This is a genomic window from Halomonas rhizosphaerae (assembly GCF_030012485.1).
In the GTDB taxonomy this organism is placed as follows: Bacteria; Pseudomonadota; Gammaproteobacteria; order Pseudomonadales; family Halomonadaceae; genus Halomonas; species Halomonas rhizosphaerae.
Map to the genome: position 1 here is coordinate 1 of NZ_JASCQQ010000020.1, position 17,161 is coordinate 17,161.

Annotated in this window: 16 protein-coding genes and 2 rRNA genes; 9 read left to right on the forward strand and 9 right to left on the reverse strand. The window is 67.4% G+C overall.

What is annotated here, in order from left to right; genetic code table 11:
* The 4 genes from QLQ86_RS09220 to rlmM form a co-directional block, all read left to right on the forward strand.
* Window positions 1–1,692 (forward strand): 23S ribosomal RNA (locus QLQ86_RS09220); the annotation flags it as partial.
* A gap of 82 nt (window positions 1,693–1,774) precedes the next feature.
* Window positions 1,775–1,890: ribosomal RNA gene (gene rrf, locus QLQ86_RS09225) — 5S ribosomal RNA — on the forward strand.
* A gap of 222 nt (window positions 1,891–2,112) precedes the next feature.
* Window positions 2,113–2,541, forward strand: a complete 429-nt coding sequence (locus QLQ86_RS09230; protein ID WP_282733627.1) for a DUF2721 domain-containing protein — start codon at window positions 2,113–2,115, stop codon at window positions 2,539–2,541.
* Window positions 2,538–3,611, forward strand: a complete 1,074-nt coding sequence (gene rlmM, locus QLQ86_RS09235; protein WP_282733628.1) for a 23S rRNA (cytidine(2498)-2'-O)-methyltransferase RlmM — start codon at window positions 2,538–2,540, stop codon at window positions 3,609–3,611. Before QLQ86_RS09230 ends, rlmM begins: the two co-directional genes overlap by 4 nt.
* An 11-nt stretch (window positions 3,612–3,622) precedes the next feature.
* Here the strand turns inward: rlmM and QLQ86_RS09240 are convergent, their stop codons facing one another.
* Window positions 3,623–3,913 carry an antibiotic biosynthesis monooxygenase family protein gene (locus QLQ86_RS09240; RefSeq protein ID WP_106228982.1) on the reverse strand — a complete coding sequence of 97 codons (291 nt, stop codon included), beginning with the start codon at window positions 3,911–3,913 and terminating at the stop codon, window positions 3,623–3,625.
* Window positions 3,914–3,954: 41 nt separating this feature from the next.
* Between QLQ86_RS09240 and tusA the strand changes: the two genes are divergently transcribed.
* Complete coding sequence (gene tusA / locus QLQ86_RS09245; protein ID WP_282733629.1) at window positions 3,955–4,206, forward strand: sulfurtransferase TusA; 252 nt, start codon at window positions 3,955–3,957, stop codon at window positions 4,204–4,206.
* A gap of 15 nt (window positions 4,207–4,221) precedes the next feature.
* Here the strand turns inward: tusA and QLQ86_RS09250 are convergent, their stop codons facing one another.
* The 3 genes from QLQ86_RS09250 to QLQ86_RS09260 form a co-directional block, all read right to left on the reverse strand.
* A complete protein-coding gene (locus QLQ86_RS09250) occupies window positions 4,222–4,938 on the reverse strand; it encodes a hypothetical protein (RefSeq protein ID WP_282733630.1) in 717 nt (238 codons plus the stop codon).
* A gap of 112 nt (window positions 4,939–5,050) precedes the next feature.
* Window positions 5,051–6,118 (reverse strand): DUF3080 family protein, encoded by a 1,068-nt coding sequence (locus tag QLQ86_RS09255; RefSeq protein WP_282733631.1) that lies wholly within the window; start codon window positions 6,116–6,118, stop codon window positions 5,051–5,053.
* Window positions 6,090–7,481 carry an MATE family efflux transporter gene (locus QLQ86_RS09260; RefSeq protein WP_407650072.1) on the reverse strand — a complete coding sequence of 464 codons (1,392 nt, stop codon included), beginning with the start codon at window positions 7,479–7,481 and terminating at the stop codon, window positions 6,090–6,092. Before QLQ86_RS09260 ends, QLQ86_RS09255 begins: the two co-directional genes overlap by 29 nt.
* 206 nt (window positions 7,482–7,687) lie before the next feature.
* Here QLQ86_RS09260 and QLQ86_RS09265 point away from each other — a divergent pair, with 206 nt between their 5' ends.
* Both QLQ86_RS09265 and QLQ86_RS09270 read left to right on the forward strand, forming a co-directional pair.
* On the forward strand, window positions 7,688–8,263 hold the full coding sequence (locus tag QLQ86_RS09265; RefSeq protein ID WP_282733633.1) for an elongation factor P hydroxylase: 576 nt from the start codon (window positions 7,688–7,690) through the stop codon (window positions 8,261–8,263).
* A gap of 36 nt (window positions 8,264–8,299) precedes the next feature.
* A complete protein-coding gene (locus QLQ86_RS09270; protein WP_282816693.1) occupies window positions 8,300–10,471 on the forward strand; it encodes a thiamine pyrophosphate-dependent enzyme in 2,172 nt (723 codons plus the stop codon).
* 14 nt (window positions 10,472–10,485) lie between these two features.
* Here the strand turns inward: QLQ86_RS09270 and QLQ86_RS09275 are convergent, their stop codons facing one another.
* Both QLQ86_RS09275 and QLQ86_RS09280 read right to left on the reverse strand, forming a co-directional pair.
* Window positions 10,486–11,040, reverse strand: coding sequence for a hypothetical protein (locus QLQ86_RS09275; RefSeq protein ID WP_282733635.1), 555 nt, complete (start codon window positions 11,038–11,040; stop codon window positions 10,486–10,488).
* A gap of 1 nt (window position 11,041) precedes the next feature.
* Window positions 11,042–11,929 carry a TatD family hydrolase gene (locus tag QLQ86_RS09280; protein ID WP_282816694.1) on the reverse strand — a complete coding sequence of 296 codons (888 nt, stop codon included), beginning with the start codon at window positions 11,927–11,929 and terminating at the stop codon, window positions 11,042–11,044.
* 100 nt (window positions 11,930–12,029) lie between these two features.
* On the opposite strand from QLQ86_RS09280, the gene QLQ86_RS09285 reads away from it, so the two are divergent.
* Window positions 12,030–13,961 (forward strand): ATP-binding cassette domain-containing protein, encoded by a 1,932-nt coding sequence (locus QLQ86_RS09285; RefSeq protein WP_282733637.1) that lies wholly within the window; start codon window positions 12,030–12,032, stop codon window positions 13,959–13,961.
* An 86-nt stretch (window positions 13,962–14,047) separates the two neighbouring features.
* On the opposite strand, the gene QLQ86_RS09290 is transcribed toward QLQ86_RS09285, so the two are convergent.
* Window positions 14,048–14,503: a universal stress protein gene (locus QLQ86_RS09290; RefSeq protein WP_282733638.1), complete on the reverse strand. Its 456-nt coding sequence runs from the start codon at window positions 14,501–14,503 to the stop codon at window positions 14,048–14,050.
* A gap of 106 nt (window positions 14,504–14,609) precedes the next feature.
* Here QLQ86_RS09290 and QLQ86_RS09295 point away from each other — a divergent pair, with 106 nt between their 5' ends.
* Window positions 14,610–15,140: a preprotein translocase subunit YajC gene (locus tag QLQ86_RS09295; RefSeq protein ID WP_282733639.1), complete on the forward strand. Its 531-nt coding sequence runs from the start codon at window positions 14,610–14,612 to the stop codon at window positions 15,138–15,140.
* A gap of 6 nt (window positions 15,141–15,146) precedes the next feature.
* Here the strand turns inward: QLQ86_RS09295 and slyA are convergent, their stop codons facing one another.
* Window positions 15,147–15,590 (reverse strand): transcriptional regulator SlyA, encoded by a 444-nt coding sequence (slyA, locus tag QLQ86_RS09300; RefSeq protein WP_282816695.1) that lies wholly within the window; start codon window positions 15,588–15,590, stop codon window positions 15,147–15,149.
* A 69-nt stretch (window positions 15,591–15,659) separates the two neighbouring features.
* On the reverse strand, window positions 15,660–17,027 hold the full coding sequence (locus QLQ86_RS09305; RefSeq protein WP_326521275.1) for a DUF5924 family protein: 1,368 nt from the start codon (window positions 17,025–17,027) through the stop codon (window positions 15,660–15,662).
* Between the last annotated feature and the right edge of the window lie 134 nt (window positions 17,028–17,161).

Consider the following 17,161-nt stretch of genomic DNA (forward strand, 5'->3'; position numbering starts at 1 on the left):
GAAGGTGGATCGAGAGGTCTGCTGGAGGTATCACGAGTGCGAATGCTGACATGAGTAACGACAAGGGGAGTGAAAAACTCCCCCGCCGGAAGACCAAGGGTTTCTGTTCGACGCTAATCGGAGCAGAGTGAGTCGGCCCCTAAGGCGAGGCCGAAAGGCGTAGTCGATGGGAAACGGGTCAATATTCCCGTACCTCACTGTATTGCGATGGGGGGACGAAGAAGGCTAGGTGAGCCAGGCGTTGGTTGTCCTGGTGAAAGTCAGTAGGCTGGGGAGTCAGGCAAATCCGGTTCCCCAAGGCCGAGAGACGAGACGAACTGACCACGGTCAGGAAGTCATCGATGCCACGCTTCCAGGAAAAGCCTCTAAGCTTCAGATACAGTGGGACCGTACCCCAAACCGACACAGGTGGTCAGGTAGAGAATACCCAGGCGCTTGAGAGAACTCGGGTGAAGGAACTAGGCAAAATGGTGCCGTAACTTCGGGAGAAGGCACGCCGGCATAGGGTGACGGGACTTGCTCCCCGAGCCTGAACCGGTCGAAGATACCAGGTGGCTGCAACTGTTTATTAAAAACACAGCACTCTGCAAACGCGCAAGCGGACGTATAGGGTGTGACGCCTGCCCGGTGCCGGAAGGTTAAGTGATGGTGTTAGCTCACGCGAAGCTCCTGATCGAAGCCCCGGTAAACGGCGGCCGTAACTATAACGGTCCTAAGGTAGCGAAATTCCTTGTCGGGTAAGTTCCGACCTGCACGAATGGCGTAATGATGGCCACGCTGTCTCCACCCGAGACTCAGTGAAATTGAAATCGCAGTGAAGATGCTGTGTACCCGCGGCTAGACGGAAAGACCCCGTGAACCTTTACTATAGCTTCACACTGGACGCTGATGTTGCTTGTGTAGGATAGCTGGGAGGCTTGGAAACCCGGACGCCAGTTCGGGTGGAGCCAACCTTGAAATACCAGCCTGGCATCATTGGCGTTCTAACTCAGGTCCGTGATCCGGATCGAGGACCGTGTGTGGTGGGTAGTTTGACTGGGGCGGTCTCCTCCCAAAGCGTAACGGAGGAGCACGAAGGTACCCTCAGCACGGTTGGAAATCGTGCATTGAGTGCAAGAGCATAAGGGTGCTTAACTGCGAGACAGACACGTCGAGCAGGTACGAAAGTAGGTTCTAGTGATCCGGTGGTTCTGTATGGAAGGGCCATCGCTCAACGGATAAAAGGTACTCCGGGGATAACAGGCTGATACCGCCCAAGAGTTCACATCGACGGCGGTGTTTGGCACCTCGATGTCGGCTCATCACATCCTGGGGCTGAAGTCGGTCCCAAGGGTATGGCTGTTCGCCATTTAAAGTGGTACGCGAGCTGGGTTTAGAACGTCGTGAGACAGTTCGGTCCCTATCTGCCGTGGGCGTTGGATGTTTGAGAAGTGCTGCTCCTAGTACGAGAGGACCGGAGTGGACGCACCTCTGGTGTTCCGGTTGTCACGCCAGTGGCATTGCCGGGTAGCTATGTGCGGACGGGATAACCGCTGAAAGCATCTAAGCGGGAAGCCCCCTTCAAGATGAGACATCCCCGAGGCCTCGAGCCTCCTGAAGGGCCCAGCGAGACCAGCTGGTTGATAGGCCGGGTGTGGAAGCGCTGCAAGGCGTTGAGCTAACCGGTACTAATGGCCCGTGAGGCTTGACCATATAACACCCAAGCGGTCTGCCGATGGCGACCGACAGCCGGATACGACGAGACGTTCTCGCCAGCATGATTCACCGTTTTTCGCCTGACGACCATAGCGTGCGGGAACCACCTGATCCCATGCCGAACTCAGCAGTGAAACCGCTCAGCGCCGATGGTAGTGTGGGGCCTCCCCATGCGAGAGTAGGTCATCGTCAGGCACTTATTCAGAAACCCCGGCCATTGGTCGGGGTTTCGTCGTTTCGGGGCCCTCCCCATGAAGCGTAGCGGAGCGCCGCCCGCCGGGAGGCCGGCCCAATCATCGTCAGGCACCTATCCCGAGAAGACCCCGTGTTCGAAAGAGCACGGGGTTTTTTCATGTGCGGCCCGTGAAAGTGTCAGCTGTTATCATGGCGTTGCGAATGACAACCGGAGATCCTTCTTTGACGCTGACCACCCCGGCCCTGCTCTTTCCCGCCATCTCGTTGCTGCTGCTGGCCTATACCAACCGCTTCCTGGTGCTCGCCCAGCTGATCCGCAAGCTGGCAGACGAGGAGCGCGATCATCATCAGTCCGGCACCGCCCGACAGATCGTGCTGCTGCGTCGGCGCATCTCCCTGACCAAGCGCATGCAGGTGGCGGGTGTGCTGAGCTTCCTGCTCTGTACGCTGTCGATGTTCGCACTCTTCCTGTCGCTCGAACTGCTGGGCATGCTGCTCTTCGGCGTGAGCCTGGTGACCCTGTCCATATCGCTGATCTACTCGCTCTGGGAGGTGACCATTTCCACCAATGCACTCAATGTCCAGTTGAAGGATATCGAGGACCTGAGGAAGGGCACTTCCTCCGTGGTGTCCGAGGAGGCCGGCCCATGACAGTGGCCGGTGAGCTGCTGCTCTATTGTCGTCCGGGGTTCGAGCCGGACCTGGCGGCAGAGCTCACGGAAAAGGCCATGGCGCTGGGCTGGCAGGGAGAGGCCGATATCAAGCCAGACGCCGGTTTCGTCCGCTTCATTGCTGCCGGGGATGCGCCAGCCAACGCGCTGCATCGGGCACTGCCGCTGGCGAGTCTGGTGTTTGCCCGCCAGAGCCTGCTCGCGCTGCCGCCGCTATTGCTTCCGCGCGAGGATCGCCTCACCCCGATACTCGACCAGGTCGTGGCGAGTGGCTGGAGCTTCGATTCGGTCTGGCAGGAGACGCCGGACACCAACGAGGCCAAGGCCCTCGCCGGCTTGATCAAGGCGCTCAAACGACCGCTGGAGTCGCTGCTCAAGAAGCGGGGCGCCCTGCGGCGCAAGGCCGGCGGGCGCCGACTTCACCTGCTGTGGAGTGACGGAGACCGGGTGCAACTGGGCATGAGCTTTCCCGGCAATCGCAGCGAACTCCCGGGGGGAATTCGGCGGTTGCGTTTTCCCCATCGTGCGCCGAGCCGCTCCACCCTCAAGCTGGAGGAAGCCTGGCACGAGTTCATTCCGCGAGACGAATGGGGCGAGCGCCTGGAGGAGGGCATGCAGGCGGCCGACCTGGGCGCCGCCCCCGGCGGCTGGACCTGGCAGCTGGTGCAGCGCGGCATGCATGTCTATGCCATCGACAATGGCCCCATGGACAAGGGATTGATGGCAACGGGGCTGGTGGAACACCTGCGCGAGGACGGCTTCGTCTGGGAACCGCCCGGCCGGCTCGACTGGCTGGTGTGCGATATCGTCGACAAGCCGTCGCGCGTGATGGCGATGGTCCAGCGCTGGCTGGTGAGGCGCTGGTGCCGGGAGGCGGTCTTCAACCTGAAGTTGCCCATGAAGCGACGCTGGGAGGAGGTCTCCCGCTGCCTCTCGGGCCTTGAGTCTGCGCTCGCAGAGGCCGGCGTCCGGGCCGAGGTGGCGTGTCGCCACCTCTACCATGATCGCGAGGAGGTGACGGTGCACGTGCGGATCCTGGGCGTGGCCTGATCCGCGAGCCGTCAGTGGGTCGTGGGCTCGTAGATGCGGATACGTTCCTCCTCGGTCAGCAGCGGCAGCAGGCTCTGCATGACCCGGGCGCGTGTCTCGCTCTGGTACCACTCCTTCCAGGCGCGCATGTCGCGCCACTTGGTGATCATCAGACGTCGATCGCTGTGGCCTAGTTCGACGAGGCTCTCGCCGCCGACGAAGCCGCGCGCACCGAGGGAATGGCGCATGGCCTCCCGGGCGGCCGCCTCGTATTCCTCCTCCAGGCCGGGCATGATACGACGTTCGATAATGATCTTGATCATCCGTTACTCCCTTACTTAACTGTCCTGAAACGAGGTCATCGATGGTTGATTCCGCGGATTCCCTGCCGGCCTGTGATGCACAACTCGATACCACGGGGCTCTACTGCCCCGAGCCGATCATGCTGATGCACAACAAGGTGCGCGACATGCACGCGGGGGAGGTGCTCAAGGTGGTCGCCAGCGACCCGGCCACGACCCGTGACATCCCCAAGTTCTGCAGTTTCCTCGGGCATGAGCTCCTGTACCAGCAGGAAGACGACGGCAGCTACCTCTACTTTATCCGTCTCGGCTGAGTCGCGACCAGTCCGTCAGTCGGTCGGGGGGTCAACGTCGTTGCCGGGCATGACCATCAGCGCCAGGGCCTCGAGGGTGTTGGGGTCCTCGTGGCGGATGCGGTTGGCGATCTGCCGCTGGAAGAAGTAGACCACGCGGTGGCGGCTGTGGCCGGGATAGAGGCAGGGGTCGCCCGGCAGGATCGGGGTGGTCTCGATGAGCCGCTCGTCGGCGAGCAGGGCCTCCACGGTACCGTCGCTGTACAGGCGCCAGCCGAAGACCTGCTTCAGCTGCCAGGGCGCATCGCTCTCGTCCATGCACAGGGCATGGGTCCCCTGGGTCTCGGGAAGCTGCTGGATCAGCGTGGTCTCGTCGGTCTCCTCGTAATCGAAGTAGGCGGCGGCGTGCTCGAGCTCCAGCACCTTGTGTTCGGGGGCCTCCTCGAAGAGCTCCTCGGTCTCCGGGTCGCGATAGCCGATGAAATGGCCGTGTTCGGCGTCATCCAGGCGATGGCAGGGCGTGAGGGCTTCCATCCACGGCACCAGGCCGACCACCTCACCATCTTCCTGCAGCCCCCAGGCCAGCAAGGGCATGCCATACAGGGTGTCGGCATCCGAGGCGAGCCGATAGACCATCTCCAGATTGTCCAGTTCGGGGGAAAGGCGAACCAACCGGCGCCGGGCCAGTTGACGTTGGCGCATGGCCTCGAGGTCGATGACCTGGGCGGGGCGTGGTGACTGCGGGATTCCCATGATGTCCCTCCAAGTGCTGCGTGGTCACGGCATCGGCCTGGTAAGCAGCGCACTGCGTCACTGTAGTCTCATCAATAGCACAGAGTGATTGCCGAGGTTAAGTCCCGGCGGTTCATCGGCAGTGATGGGCGAGCCGATTGCGCAGTGCAGCGTGGCGCTCGCGGGCCGCCGTGAAGGCCGGCAGGGGGGCCTCGGGGTCGATCAGCGACAGCCAGCGTCGCCGATAGTCGGCCACCGCCGGCGGGGGCGCCACATGTACCTCGAGGAGGGCGTCGATGGCCCCGAGCCAGTGCCGGGCGGCGCGGTCTAGCTCATCCAGCCAGGTCGCCAGTCGGGTCGCCTCGGGCGAGCCGGCCAGGCGGTCGGGCGCTTCGCCACAGGCTGCCCCGCCATCGCCTTCCAGGGCGTCCTCGATCAGCGTCGAGGCTTCGTTCAGGCGCTGTTCGGCGAGCAGCAGGGTGCGCAGCAGCTCGGCCGAGAGCGGGCGCTCCTGCAGGGTCTTGAGGTGACCCTCAAGGGTGGCCGACTCGGGAACCCAGGTCCGGTCGAACTGGTGCAGGGTCGCCTCGCGCAGATAGCTCAGGGCGGCGCTGCGTGGCTCGACCTCGTCGAGGGCCTCCGGGGAGAGGGGAGAGCTCGCCCGGGAGAAGTTCTTTACCCACTCTTCGGAGGCGAACAGGGCGTTCCAGCTGACCTGTGGCAGCTGGTCGGTCTTGGTGGCGGTGAGCCGGGCCAGGCGTTCACGGCTGTCATCGGAGAGGGCGTCCGGTGCGTCGCTGTTCCAGCAGCCGCTCAGCCGGCGCCAAAGTTCGAGCTCGTAGAGCCAGCGCTGGCTGGGGGGCGCCACCTTGCCGAGCTGGTTGTTGCGTCCCGCCACGAGGTTGGCGATATGACACTCGCGCAGTGCATAGATGTCGAGCATGCCCTCGCGGGTCTCGACAATCTCGAACAGCCGCTGGTCCTGTGCGGGGAAGGCCGCGATATTGTCCGGGACCGAGCGTGGCGGCGCCTCGAGCGAGAGGGCCTCGGCGAGGCGCTGCTGGTAGTCGCGGAGCAGGACCTCGCTGTCGCCCTCGCCGCAGCCGGCCAGCAGCAGTAACAGCATCGCCACTAGCCCCTGGATCCCGCGATGGCGGGATGCACGGTCGGCGTCACTCCGCAGGAATCTCGATCTCTCCATGGGCCTTCGCCTTGCTGATGCGCCTGAGCCGCTCGCCCAGCAGCACGGCGGCGGTGGTCAAGCCGCCAATCAGGCCGATCCAGTAGCCGTGGACACCCAGCGGGTCGATCCACCCGAGCAGGCCATGCTCTCCCAGCCAGTGACCTCCCCCCAGCCCCACCAGCCAGTAGGCCAGCAGGGTGATCAGCATGATGATGCGGGTGTCCTTGTAGCCCCGCAAGGCCCCGGCCAGGTTGACCTGCAGGGCGTCCGATACCTGGTAAAGAATCGCCAGGCCGACCAGCGTCAGGGTCAGGCGCTGCACCTCGCTGTCGTGAGTATAAAGCCTGATCACCGGCTCGGCGGTGAGCCACAGCAACAGGCTGTTGAGCCCCGCCACGGCCAGCGCCACCAGGATGCCGTGCCAGGCCACCAGTCGGGCGGCATCGGGGCGGCCCTGGCCCAGGGTGTTGCCGACCCGCACGGTCAGGGCCATGCCCAGGGAGAGCGGCAGCATGAACAGGATCGAGGTGTAGTTGAGCGCTACCTGGTGGGCCGCCACGGTGATCTCGCCGAGACTGGCGATGAACAGGGCGATCAGGGTGAACAGTGTCACCTCCACGAAGATCGCCACGCCGATGGGCACGCCCACGTGGAGCAGCTCGCCGATCAGCGCCCAACGTGGGGACGTCGGCGAATGCCAGAGCGCGACGTCACCATAGGCCCGAGAGCGCCGGGTGTAGGCGATCATCGCCAGGCCCATCACCCACATGGAGAGCGCCGTGGCAATGCCGCAGCCCAGGGCGCCGAGGGCCGGCAAGTCCTGCACGCTGCCAGGCAGCCAGTCGCCGAACAGCCCCGTCAGCCCCTCGCCGCCGTAGATCAGTACGAAGTTGCAGGGGATGTTCACCCCGAGGCCGACCAGGCTGATCCACAGCGACGGTCGGGTATGGTTCATGCCGTCCGAGAAGGCGCGCAGCGCCTGGAAGAGGGCCACCCCGGGCATGCCGAAGGCCACGGCGGCCAGGTAGGCGGCGGCGCGCCCGGCGACCTCCTCGGGCACCGCCATCAGGCGGAAGATCGGCATTACCGTGAACCACAGCAGCGCCGCGGCGACCATGCCCAGGACGAGGGCGATCCACAGTGCCTGGTGGACGCAGGGGCGGATCCCTGCCGTGCGGCCGCCCCCCAGCAGCTGGGCGACGATCGGCGTCAGCCCCATGAGCGTGCCGGTCATGAACAGCATCAGCGGCATCCACAGACTGGAGCCCACCGAGACGGCCGCGAGGTCGGTGGCGCTGAGTCGCCCGGTCATCATCACGTCGGCGACGCTCATGCCGGCCTGGGCCAGCTGTGCCCCGCAGATGGGCAGGGCCAGGCGCATCAGGGGGCGCGTTTCCTTGCGGCTGGTGGCCAGCAGGCGTGAGGCGAACGAGGCCAAGGCAGCAGCTCCATGCGTCGAGAGTGAGTCGGCAGCGTCCGGCCCGGGACGAGCGCCGGCAGGCCGCTCAGTCTATCAGGAGGCATCGATTTTCGCGCCGCGCCTCCTTGCCCCTATAATGGCGCCCTTTACGCCTTTCAGGAGCCTGCGTGAGCCACCGACTCGAGGATGTCATTGCGCTGTTCGACGGCCTCTTCCTGCCCCGTTATCAAACCCGCCTGGTGCGCGGCGGCGGCGAGCCCCTCTACCTGCCGGCCGACGATGCCTCTCCCTGGCACCGGGTGATCTTCGCCCGGGGTTTCTACGCCAGCGCCCTGCACGAGGTCAGCCATTGGTGCATCGCCGGGGCCCGGCGGCGACGGCTCGAGGACTACGGCTACTGGTACCTGCCCGACGGCCGGGACGCCAGCGAGCAGCGCGACTTCGAGGCGGTGGAGGTGGCGCCCCAGGCGCTGGAACTGCTCTTCTCGCGAGCCTGCGGCCGGCCCTTCAACGTCAGCGTCGACAACCTGGGCGAGGTGGAGGTCGACCGCGAGGGCTTCCAGGCACGGGTCGAGGCGCGCGCCGAGCGCTACCTGCGCGAAGGGCTGCCGGCCCGTGCGGCGGCCTTCCGGCGGGCGCTGGCGGCCTACTATCGTGAAGGGGCCAGCCTCGAGCAGGCCGTGGCGGCCGGGCGCCGTCGGCTCGCGTCGGCAGGGTCGCAGCCCGTCCCGGCGATCGACTAGGCTTGAGGTCAGTGTCCAGCCGATCGGAGGCCGCCCGTGGCCGACTCCCTGCCCCAGGAGCACCGCTTCCTCGCCGCCCTGCGCGATGATGAGTGGCCCGACCCCGCGAAGGCCGGGCGGCTCGACGAAGTGGGGTTGTCCCCCGAGGCGCTGGTCGAGCTCTTCGATTCACAGCTGACCAGCCGCCACCTCGACCTCCAGGCCCGGCGGCTCCAGGCACGGGGCGAGGGCTTCTACACCATCGGCAGTGCCGGCCACGAGGGCAACGCCGCCATCGCCCTGGCGTTCCGCCCCGGCGATCCGGCCTTCCTGCACTACCGTGACGCCGCCTTCCTGATCCAGCGCAGCCGAGCCGTGCCGGGCCAGACGCCGATCCGCGACCTGCTGCTGAGCGTCACGGCCTCGTCGGAGGACCCGATCTCCGGTGGTCGCCACAAGGTGCTGGGCTCGAGACGGCTCAGCATCCCGCCGCAGACCAGCACCATCGCCTCCCACCTGCCCAAGGCGGTGGGGGCGGCCCACAGCCTCGGCCTGTGGCGGCGCCTGGGTGGCGGCGGCGAGTGGGCGCCGGACAGCGTGGTGATCTGCAGCTTCGGCGATGCCTCCTTCAACCACTCCACCGCCCAGGGCGCCCTCAATGCCGCGGGCTGGGCCGCCTGGCAGGGCGCGCCCATGCCGCTGGTGATGGTCTGCGAGGACAACGGCATCGGCATCTCCATGCCCACGCCGCCTGGCTGGATCGCCGCCAGCATGCGCGCCCGTCCCGGCTTTCACTATCTCGCCTGCGACGGTCTCGACCTGCTGGACACCTGGCGGGTCGCCCGTGAAGCCGCGCACATCGCCCGCACCCGTCGTCAGCCGGTGTTCCTCCACATGCACTGTGTGCGCCTGTTCGGGCATGCCGGTTCCGATGCCCAGCAGGCCTACCTGTCGGCCGCACGCATCGAGGCCGACGAGGCCCGCGACCCGCTGCTGGTCAGCGCCGGCCTGCTGCGTCGCCACGGCGTGCTCTCCGTGGAGGCGATCGCCGAGCGCTACCGGGCGATCGGCGAGCGGGTTGCCCGGGAGGCCGAGGCGGTGATCCGGCGACCGAAGCTCGAGAGCGCCGCAGAGGTCATGGCGAGCATCGTGCCGCCGTCGCGTCCCGGCCGGCAGCAACCCTGGCAGGGGGAGGTCGATCCCACCCCGGCCCCCATGGCCAGGCTGATCAACCAGGCGCTGGCGCGGCTGATGATCCGCTATCCGCACCTGGTGATGGCCGGCGAGGACATCGGCCGCAAGGGCGGTGTCTACGGGGTCACCCAGCGGCTGCAGGCGCAGTTCGGCCCGCACCGGGTGATCGATACGCTGCTCGACGAGCAGAGCATCCTGGGACTGGGGATTGGCCTGGCCCAGAGCGGCCTGGTGCCGATCCTGGAGATCCAGTTCCTCGCCTACCTGCACAACGCCGAGGACCAGCTGCGCGGTGAGGCGGCCACGCTGAGCTTCTTCTCCGCTGGCCAGTACACCAACCCGATGGTGGTGCGTATTGCCGGGCTCGGCTACCAGAAGGGCTTCGGCGGTCACTTCCATAACGACAATGCGATTGCCGTGCTGCGCGACATCCCCGGGCTGCTGGTGGCCTGCCCATCCAGCGGGGCCGAGGCGGTGGGGCTGCTGCAGGAGGCGGTGCGCCTGGCCGACGAGGAGCAGCGGGTGGTGGTGGTGCTCGAGCCCATCGCCCGCTACCACGCCCGGGACCTGCTGGAGGAGGGGGACGATCGCGGCTGCTGCGCCGATCCGGGGCCGGATTACCGCCTGGCGGTGGGTGAGCTCGGCCAATGGGGAGAGGGGCGCGACCTGGCCATCGTCAGCTACGGCAACGGGATCCACCTGTCACGGCAGGCGGCCGTCCGCCTCGAGGACGAGGGCATCGCGCTGCGCCTCATCGACCTGCGCTGGCTGACCGCCATCGACCACGATGCCCTGCATCGCCGGGTGGCTGACTGTGCGGGCATCCTGGTGGTGGACGAGTGCCGGCGGTCGGGCTCGCCGAGCGAGGAGCTGATCACCGGCCTGGTCGAGCGCGGCGTGGCGGGCGAGCGCCTGGCGCGGCTGACCGCCGAGGACAGCTTCATCCCCCTGGGGCCGGCCGCCACGGTCACGCTGCCCTCGGTGGTGGGCATCGTCGAACGGGCCAGGGAGCTGCTGGGGCGGCCGGGGGCGTAGTGGCAGGGTCGCGCTCAGTCGTCAACGTCATCGCCGTCCAGCAGACGGCCATCGAAGGGCAGGACTTCGGGAGAGGCGATGCCCGGGGCGAGGCGCTGGTGCAGGTTGAGCATCACCGCTACCTCGTGCTCGGGGCGCAGCGGCTCGAGGCCTAGCTCGCCGAACAGCTCGCCCCGGGCCCGGGCCCAGTCGCCGGGTTCGATCTCAGCATAGAGGCTCTCTGCCGGGGCCAGTTCGACGAAGGGGTCGAGGCCGTAGGTGTCGAAGAGTCGCGAGATCGCCGCCTCGTCATCACTCACGCCTGCCGTGAAGAGGGTTTTGCTGAAGTGGTCATTCTCGAGCTCGCGGATCACGTCCAGCGGGCTCACGCCCATGCTGTTGAGCTCCTCCAGGCTGTACTCGCCCAGCGAGACCATCTCGCTGTCCAGCCAGTCGTCGTCCGGCTGGATCAGGGTGTGCTTGACCCGCCCGTCGGGCAGTGTCCAGGCGATGGCCAGCGGCAATCCGCCGTCCTCGCCGGTCTCGACGGCGATGAAGCCGGGAATCTCCTTGCTCTCGGGGCCGGCCATGTCAGGACTCCTCATGTTCGATGGCGTGGCGCGTCTCGCCTGCCGGCAGGCGGAAGAAGGCGAGCGCGGTCGCGGTGGTGGCGTGGGCCAGCGCGACCTCGTCCATGCCGCGCCAGTGGGCGATTTCCCGCACGATCCAGGGCAGCAGGGCCGGTTCGTGGCGTCTGCCCTTGAGTTTGGCAGGTAAATTGCGCGGCAGCAGGTACGGGCAGTCGGTTTCCACCATCAGCCGGTCCAGGGGAATCTCGCCGACCAGCTCGCGCAGGTGGTGGCCGCGACGCTCGTCGCACAGCCAGCCGGTCAGGCCGATGTGCAGGTCCAGGTCCCGGTAACCGTAGAGGGTCTCGCGATCGGCGGTGAAGCAGTGCACTACCGCGTCGGGGATATCGTCTCGCCAGGCATGCAGCATCTCGCGCATGCGGCGCCCGGCGTCCCGCTCATGGAGGAACAGCGGCTTGCCGCTCTCCGCCGCCAGGCCGAGCTGGGCCTCGAAGGCGCGCTCCTGCTCGGCGGGGGTAGAGAAGTTGCGGTTGAAGTCGAGGCCGCACTCGCCCACCGCCACCACCTCGGGCTGGCGGTGCAGGTCGCGCATCGACCGCTCCAGCGCCGGGTCCCAGTGGCTGGCATCGTGGGGGTGCACCCCGGCGGTAGCGAAGAGCCCCGGGTGGCGACGGGCCAGCGCCACGGCCTGTTCGGCATGCTCGCGGTCGGTGCCGGTGAGGATCAGGGTGGTGACGTTCGCCGCCCGGGCGCGGGCCAGCACCGCCGCCAGGTCCCGGGCGAAACTCGCGTGGGTCAGGTTGGCGCCGATGTCCACCAGCGGGGCGGGCGAGGTGAAGCGCAGGGCCTCGGGCAGGACGTCGTCGAAGGTGTCGGTCGGGGCAACCAAGGCGGAACTCCTTCTGGGATCAGGCGCGCATTGTACCCGTCGCCACGGCGGGCCGGCCATGCGTTACACTAGCGCCCTCGATGAATGAAGAGGTGAGCGCGTGACCCTGCTACGTCTGGAACAGCTGCAACTGGCCTACGGCACCCAAGTGCTGCTCGACGGCGCCGACCTGGTGCTGGAGAAGGGCGAGCGCCTCGCCCTGGTGGGGCGCAACGGGACCGGCAAGTCGACCCTGCTCAAGCTGGTGGCCGGCGAGATCCAGGCCGATGGTGGCCACATCTGGCGGGCGCCGGGGTTGAAGATCGGGGTGCTCGCCCAGGAGCTGCCGGATGCCACCGGCCAGACCATCTTCGACGTGGTGGCCCAGGGCCTTCCCGAGGCCGGTGAACTGCTCTCCGAGTATCACCACCTGATCCACGACGAGACGCCGGACATGCGACGCATGGCCGAGCTGCAGACGCGGATCGAGGCGATCGACGGCTGGTCCTTCCACCAGCGCATCGACGTGGTGCTGACCCGACTGGGGCTGCCTGCCGACGCCGAGATGGCCGCGCTCTCCGGTGGCTGGCGGCGCCGCGTGGCGCTGGCCCGGGCGCTGGTCGCCGAGCCCGACCTGCTAATGTTAGACGAGCCCACCAACCACCTCGACCTCGACACCATCGCCTGGCTCGAGGAGCAGCTGCTGGACTTCAATGGCGCCGTGCTCTTCATCACCCACGACCGTGCCTTCCTCTCGAAGCTTGCCACGGCGATCCTCGAGCTCGACCGCGGGCGCCTGGGCCGCTATCCCGGGGATTACGCCGCCTACCAGGAGCAGAAGACCCACGAACTGGAGGTCGAGGCCCGGGAGCATGCCGAGTTCGACAAGAAGCTCGCCCAGGAGGAGGCCTGGATCCGCCAGGGCATCAAGGCACGGCGCACCCGCAACGAGGGACGGGTGAGGGCGCTGGAGCAGCTGCGCCGGGAGCGCAGCGAACGCCGCGAACGCCAGGGCAAGGCCTCGCTCTCCGTCGACAGCGGCGCCCGCAGCGGCAAGCGGGTAGTGAGCCTCGAGCACGTCACCCAGCGCTTCGGCGACGAGGTGGTGATCGACGACCTCAGCCTCGAGATCCAGCGCGGCGACCGCATCGGCTTCATCGGCCGCAACGGTGCCGGCAAGACGACCCTGCTCAAGATCCTGCTCGGCGAGCTCGAGCCGACCGAGGGCAAGGTGCAGTTCGGGACCAAGCTGCAGGTCGCCTATTTCGACCAGCTGCGCGCCGGGCTGGAGCCGGAGAAGAGCGTCTACGACAACGTGGCCCAGGGCAGCGATCGCATCGCCGTGGGCGGCCGCGACCGCCACGTGATGAGCTACCTGCAGGACTTCCTGTTCACCCCGGACCGGGTGCGCCAACCGGTCAAGGCGCTCTCCGGCGGCGAGTCCAACCGCCTGCTGCTGGCCAAGCTGTTCACCCAGCCGGCCAATGTCCTGGTGCTCGACGAGCCCACCAACGACCTCGACGTCGAGACCCTGGAGCTGCTCGAGGAACTGCTGCTCGACTTCGACGGCACCCTGTTGCTGGTTTCCCACGACCGCGCCTTCATGGACAACGTGGTGACCAGCGTGCTGGCCTTCGAGGGCCAGGGCCGGGTGCGCGAGTACGTGGGCGGCTACAGCGACTGGGTACGCCAGGGGGGCAGGCTGCCCCCGGCCCCCTGGGAGGGGGCGGCGCGCCAGCAGGCCGAACCCGCGGCCCCGGCGGCGAGCAATAACGCGGCAGAGGCCAGGTCGGCCTCCGAGTCCGCCACGGCGAACCGGCCGGCCAAGCTCTCCTACAAGCTGCAGCGCGAGCTCGACGGCCTGCCGGCCGAGATCGAGCGCCTCGAGGGCGAGGTGGCCGCCTTCGAGGCACGGGTCGGCGACCCGGCCTTCTACCAGCAGGATGCCGAGACCGTGACCGCGACCCTGCAGTCGCTGAACGATACCCAGGCCGAGCTGGAAGCGGCCATGGAGCGCTGGATGGAACTGGAGGCGATGGCGGCAGGAGAGTGACAGGGCGAGGCGTCGCCGGCGTAGGGCCCGAAACAGCAAGGGCGCCCAAGGGGCGCCCTTGCGGTCTATCGGGTCGAAGCGGGCGGTTACTCCTCGCTCTTCTCGCCCTTGGCCCCCACCCGCACGGCCAGTACGTCGCACTGGGCGCCGTGCAGCACACCGGTGGAGGTGGAGCCGAGCAGCAGGGCGAAGCCATGGCGGCCGTGGGAGCCGACCACGATCAGGTCGACGTCATGCTCCTCGGCGAAGCGGTGGATCTCGGTATCGGGCATGCCCACCACCACGTGCTGGTTCTCCTTGGGCACATGGGTGTCGGCGATCTCGGCCAGGCGCTGCTTGGCGTGCTCGTCGAGCTGGTCCTGGATGCTGGTGAGGTCCATGGGGATGTCGCCGCCATAGGCGAAGCCCAGCGGCTCCAGGGTATGCATGATGGACAGCTTGGCCTGGTTGCGGTCGGCGATCTGCATCGCCCGCTCCAGGACCTTGTGGGAGTCCTTTGTCAGGTCGACGGCGACCAGGACATGACGATATTCGTTGCTCATGGTGTGACTCTCCGTACAGCATCCAGCGTGTTTGGGGATGCTTCCACTCTAGGACGGCTCGCGTGACAAGACAACGACTTGCATCAAGATTCACAGGGAGAACGGCATGGCATGGTTGATCATTCTCGTCGCGGTGATGCTGGTGATCTCGCCGCTACTCTGGCTCAAGCCGAACCCGCGCCAGAAGCGGGTGGCGCGGATGCGAACGGCCATGAGCCGGGCGGGCGTCACCGTCAAGCTGGACAAGCCACCCTTTCATGAAGCCAGGGGCGTCATGCCCCACTACCGCTGGCCCTATCCGCCGCAACAGCCGGGGCCCGACTTCACGCTGGTGCGAGATTCGAAGGCCGGGCCGGCGCTCAAGCCGTTCCGGCATGGCTGGTACTGGCGCTTCGAGCCGCTGCGGCCCCTGCCGGCGGCGGCCGAGGCGCCCCTCGAGGCGCTGCTGACGCGCCTGCCGCTGGATGCCAGTGTGCTGGAGTCGAACCGGGCCGCCCTCGGGCTCTGGTGGTGGGAGTCGCAGGATACCGAGCGCTTCTCCAGCTATCTGGAGGACTTCACGGCCCTGCGCGACGCCCTGGCCGGGCGTCCCGACCATCCCGAGAAGGAGGTGCCCCTGGAGGGCCCGCGCGCCTGAGCGCGGTCACTGTGCATCCTCGCGGGCCTGGATCGCCAGGCCGTTCTCCTCGATGCGCGACAGCAGGCTCGCCAGCTGGTCGACCTCCTCGTCGTCGAGGCCGGCCAGCATCTCGCTGCGCGCCTGGCTGACCACCGCATCGATCTGCTCCAGCAGCGGCGTGGCCTCGGGCGTCAGGTAGATGCGCTTGGTGCGGCGGTCCTGGTCGCAGCCGCGCCGCTCGATCAGTCCCTGCTCGGAGAGCTGGTCCAGGGTACGGACCAGTGAGGGCGCCTCGACGCCGATGGCGCGGGCCAGGTCGCACTGCGGCTGGCCGTCACCGAGCCGCCAGAGGTGGTAGAGGGTGATCCAGCGGGTCTGGGTCAGGCCCAGCGGCGCCAGTCGCCGGTCGATGACGGCGCGCCACAGGCGCGGCACGCGGGACAGCTGGAAGCCGATGTTCTGGTGCATGGGTCTGTGCATCCGGGATGAGCCTGAGCGGATTGTCCGAACCGCCGCCGTGTAATGCAAGCAGGCTTATCATTGCACGCCCTCGGCCGATCCGGCGTCATCCTCTGCCTCGCCTTCCTCGCCTTCCTCGCCTTCCTCGCCTTCCTCGCCTTCCTCGCCTTCCTCGTTCGCTCGCGTCTCTTCCTCCGGGGCCTCCTCGCCTCCCGGGGAGCCGGGCGCCTTCGCCGCCGCCTGCTGGACCTCCTCCTCGGGTGCCTCCTCGGGTCCCGCCTCTGTAACGGACTCGGGCCGGGGCAGGAGCCGCCGGACATCCAGGCCAGGAATGCCCGAGGGCCGCTGTATCGTGCCGTCGGCCAGGGTCGCCGCCCCGGCGTCGTCACTCACCGTGAAGCGCAGCATCCCGATCCGCTGGCCGCTGTCGGTCATCACGTCGATACGCCATCTGCCGCCCGCCTCCTCGGGGAAGTTCTGCTTGTGGCTCCAGGCCCGGTAGCCGGCCGCGCGTCCCCCCTGGATCTCCAGCGGGATGCGGTCGACCTCCTCGCCGTCCTGTCGCCATACATGCACCACCTCCTCGCGTAGGCCGCGGGGGGCATGGATCGCCGTGAAGGCATAGAGCCCCTCGCTGGCCAGGGCCGCCGGGGTCAGGGAAGTGCTGCCGACCGGTCTCCTGGCCTCGGTATCGAACTCGGGCGAGAGGGCACTGCCCGAGATCCACAGGCTGGCCGGCGGCACCCAGGCGCGTCCCGCCCAGGCCACGCCGGCCAGCAACGGCAGCAGGGCCAGCATCGCCAGCCAGCGCGAGGGACTCATGGGCCGCAGCAGGTGCATCAGGCTCGGCAGGCTGAACAGCACCATGGCGCCGATGGCCAGCAGCAGGCTCTGGCCGGTGGTCAGGTGGAGCAGGGTGGGTAGGGTGACCAGGACCACCAGGAACACGCACTGCGCATGGAAGGCGAAGTAGACCCAGCGCAGCCGACCGGCCAGCCGATAGTAGAGCGGGTCGAGGATCGACAGCAGCGCCATGGCCAGGATCAACAGGGTGAAGAACGCCTGGCCGCTGCGCCATACCGTAGTGGCCAGCAGGAAGGGCAGGGTGAAGAACAGCGTCTCCTGGTGGATCAGCTGGGCGATGAAGGTGGTCACGCCACGGGGCAGCGTGGGGTAGCCACGTCGGGCCAGCAGTCGGCCGATGAGGCTCTCGGAGAGCAGCAGTACCCAGGCCAGCAGCATGCCCAGTGCCAGCATCGCTCCCAGCCACTGTTGGCGCTCCACCAGGAAGAAGCTTCCCAGGCCGGCGGCGAGGGCCATCGGTGGCCACAGCCAGCTCCAGGGCCGGGCACGCTCCACCAGGCGTTCGATACGTTCCTGCCAGGCGCTGAGGCGCGGCCACTGCCTGCCGGCAGCAGGGGAGGAAGGGGAATGGGGCGCGCCCATCGACGGTTCTCGGTTCATCCATCGAGTCTAACAGCGCGGGCCTCCCTGGGGTGAGTCGCCATGGACGTGCCATGCTGTCGATAGGGGCTTGACGTTAGGGCTCGGCTGCACCAAGCTGTCGAAAATCAAACGGC

What these genes read in the sequence shown, in the direction of transcription:
- QLQ86_RS09305 (WP_326521275.1), bottom strand. Translation starts at nt 17,027, where the DNA reads ATGGGCGCGCCCCATTCCCCTTCCTCCCCTGCTGCCGGCAGGCAGTGG.
- slyA (WP_282816695.1), bottom strand. Translation starts at nt 15,590, where the DNA reads ATGCACCAGAACATCGGCTTCCAGCTGTCCCGCGTGCCGCGCCTGTGG.
- QLQ86_RS09255 (WP_282733631.1), bottom strand. Translation starts at nt 6,118, where the DNA reads ATGGAGAGATCGAGATTCCTGCGGAGTGACGCCGACCGTGCATCCCGC.
- rlmM (WP_282733628.1), top strand. Translation starts at nt 2,538, where the DNA reads ATGACAGTGGCCGGTGAGCTGCTGCTCTATTGTCGTCCGGGGTTCGAG.
- QLQ86_RS09295 (WP_282733639.1), top strand. Translation starts at nt 14,610, where the DNA reads ATGGCATGGTTGATCATTCTCGTCGCGGTGATGCTGGTGATCTCGCCG.
- tusA (WP_282733629.1), top strand. Translation starts at nt 3,955, where the DNA reads ATGGTTGATTCCGCGGATTCCCTGCCGGCCTGTGATGCACAACTCGAT.
- QLQ86_RS09240 (WP_106228982.1), bottom strand. Translation starts at nt 3,913, where the DNA reads ATGATCAAGATCATTATCGAACGTCGTATCATGCCCGGCCTGGAGGAG.
- QLQ86_RS09250 (WP_282733630.1), bottom strand. Translation starts at nt 4,938, where the DNA reads ATGGGAATCCCGCAGTCACCACGCCCCGCCCAGGTCATCGACCTCGAG.
- QLQ86_RS09275 (WP_282733635.1), bottom strand. Translation starts at nt 11,040, where the DNA reads ATGGCCGGCCCCGAGAGCAAGGAGATTCCCGGCTTCATCGCCGTCGAG.
- QLQ86_RS09290 (WP_282733638.1), bottom strand. Translation starts at nt 14,503, where the DNA reads ATGAGCAACGAATATCGTCATGTCCTGGTCGCCGTCGACCTGACAAAG.
- QLQ86_RS09260 (WP_407650072.1), bottom strand. Translation starts at nt 7,481, where the DNA reads ATGCGCCTGGCCCTGCCCATCTGCGGGGCACAGCTGGCCCAGGCCGGC.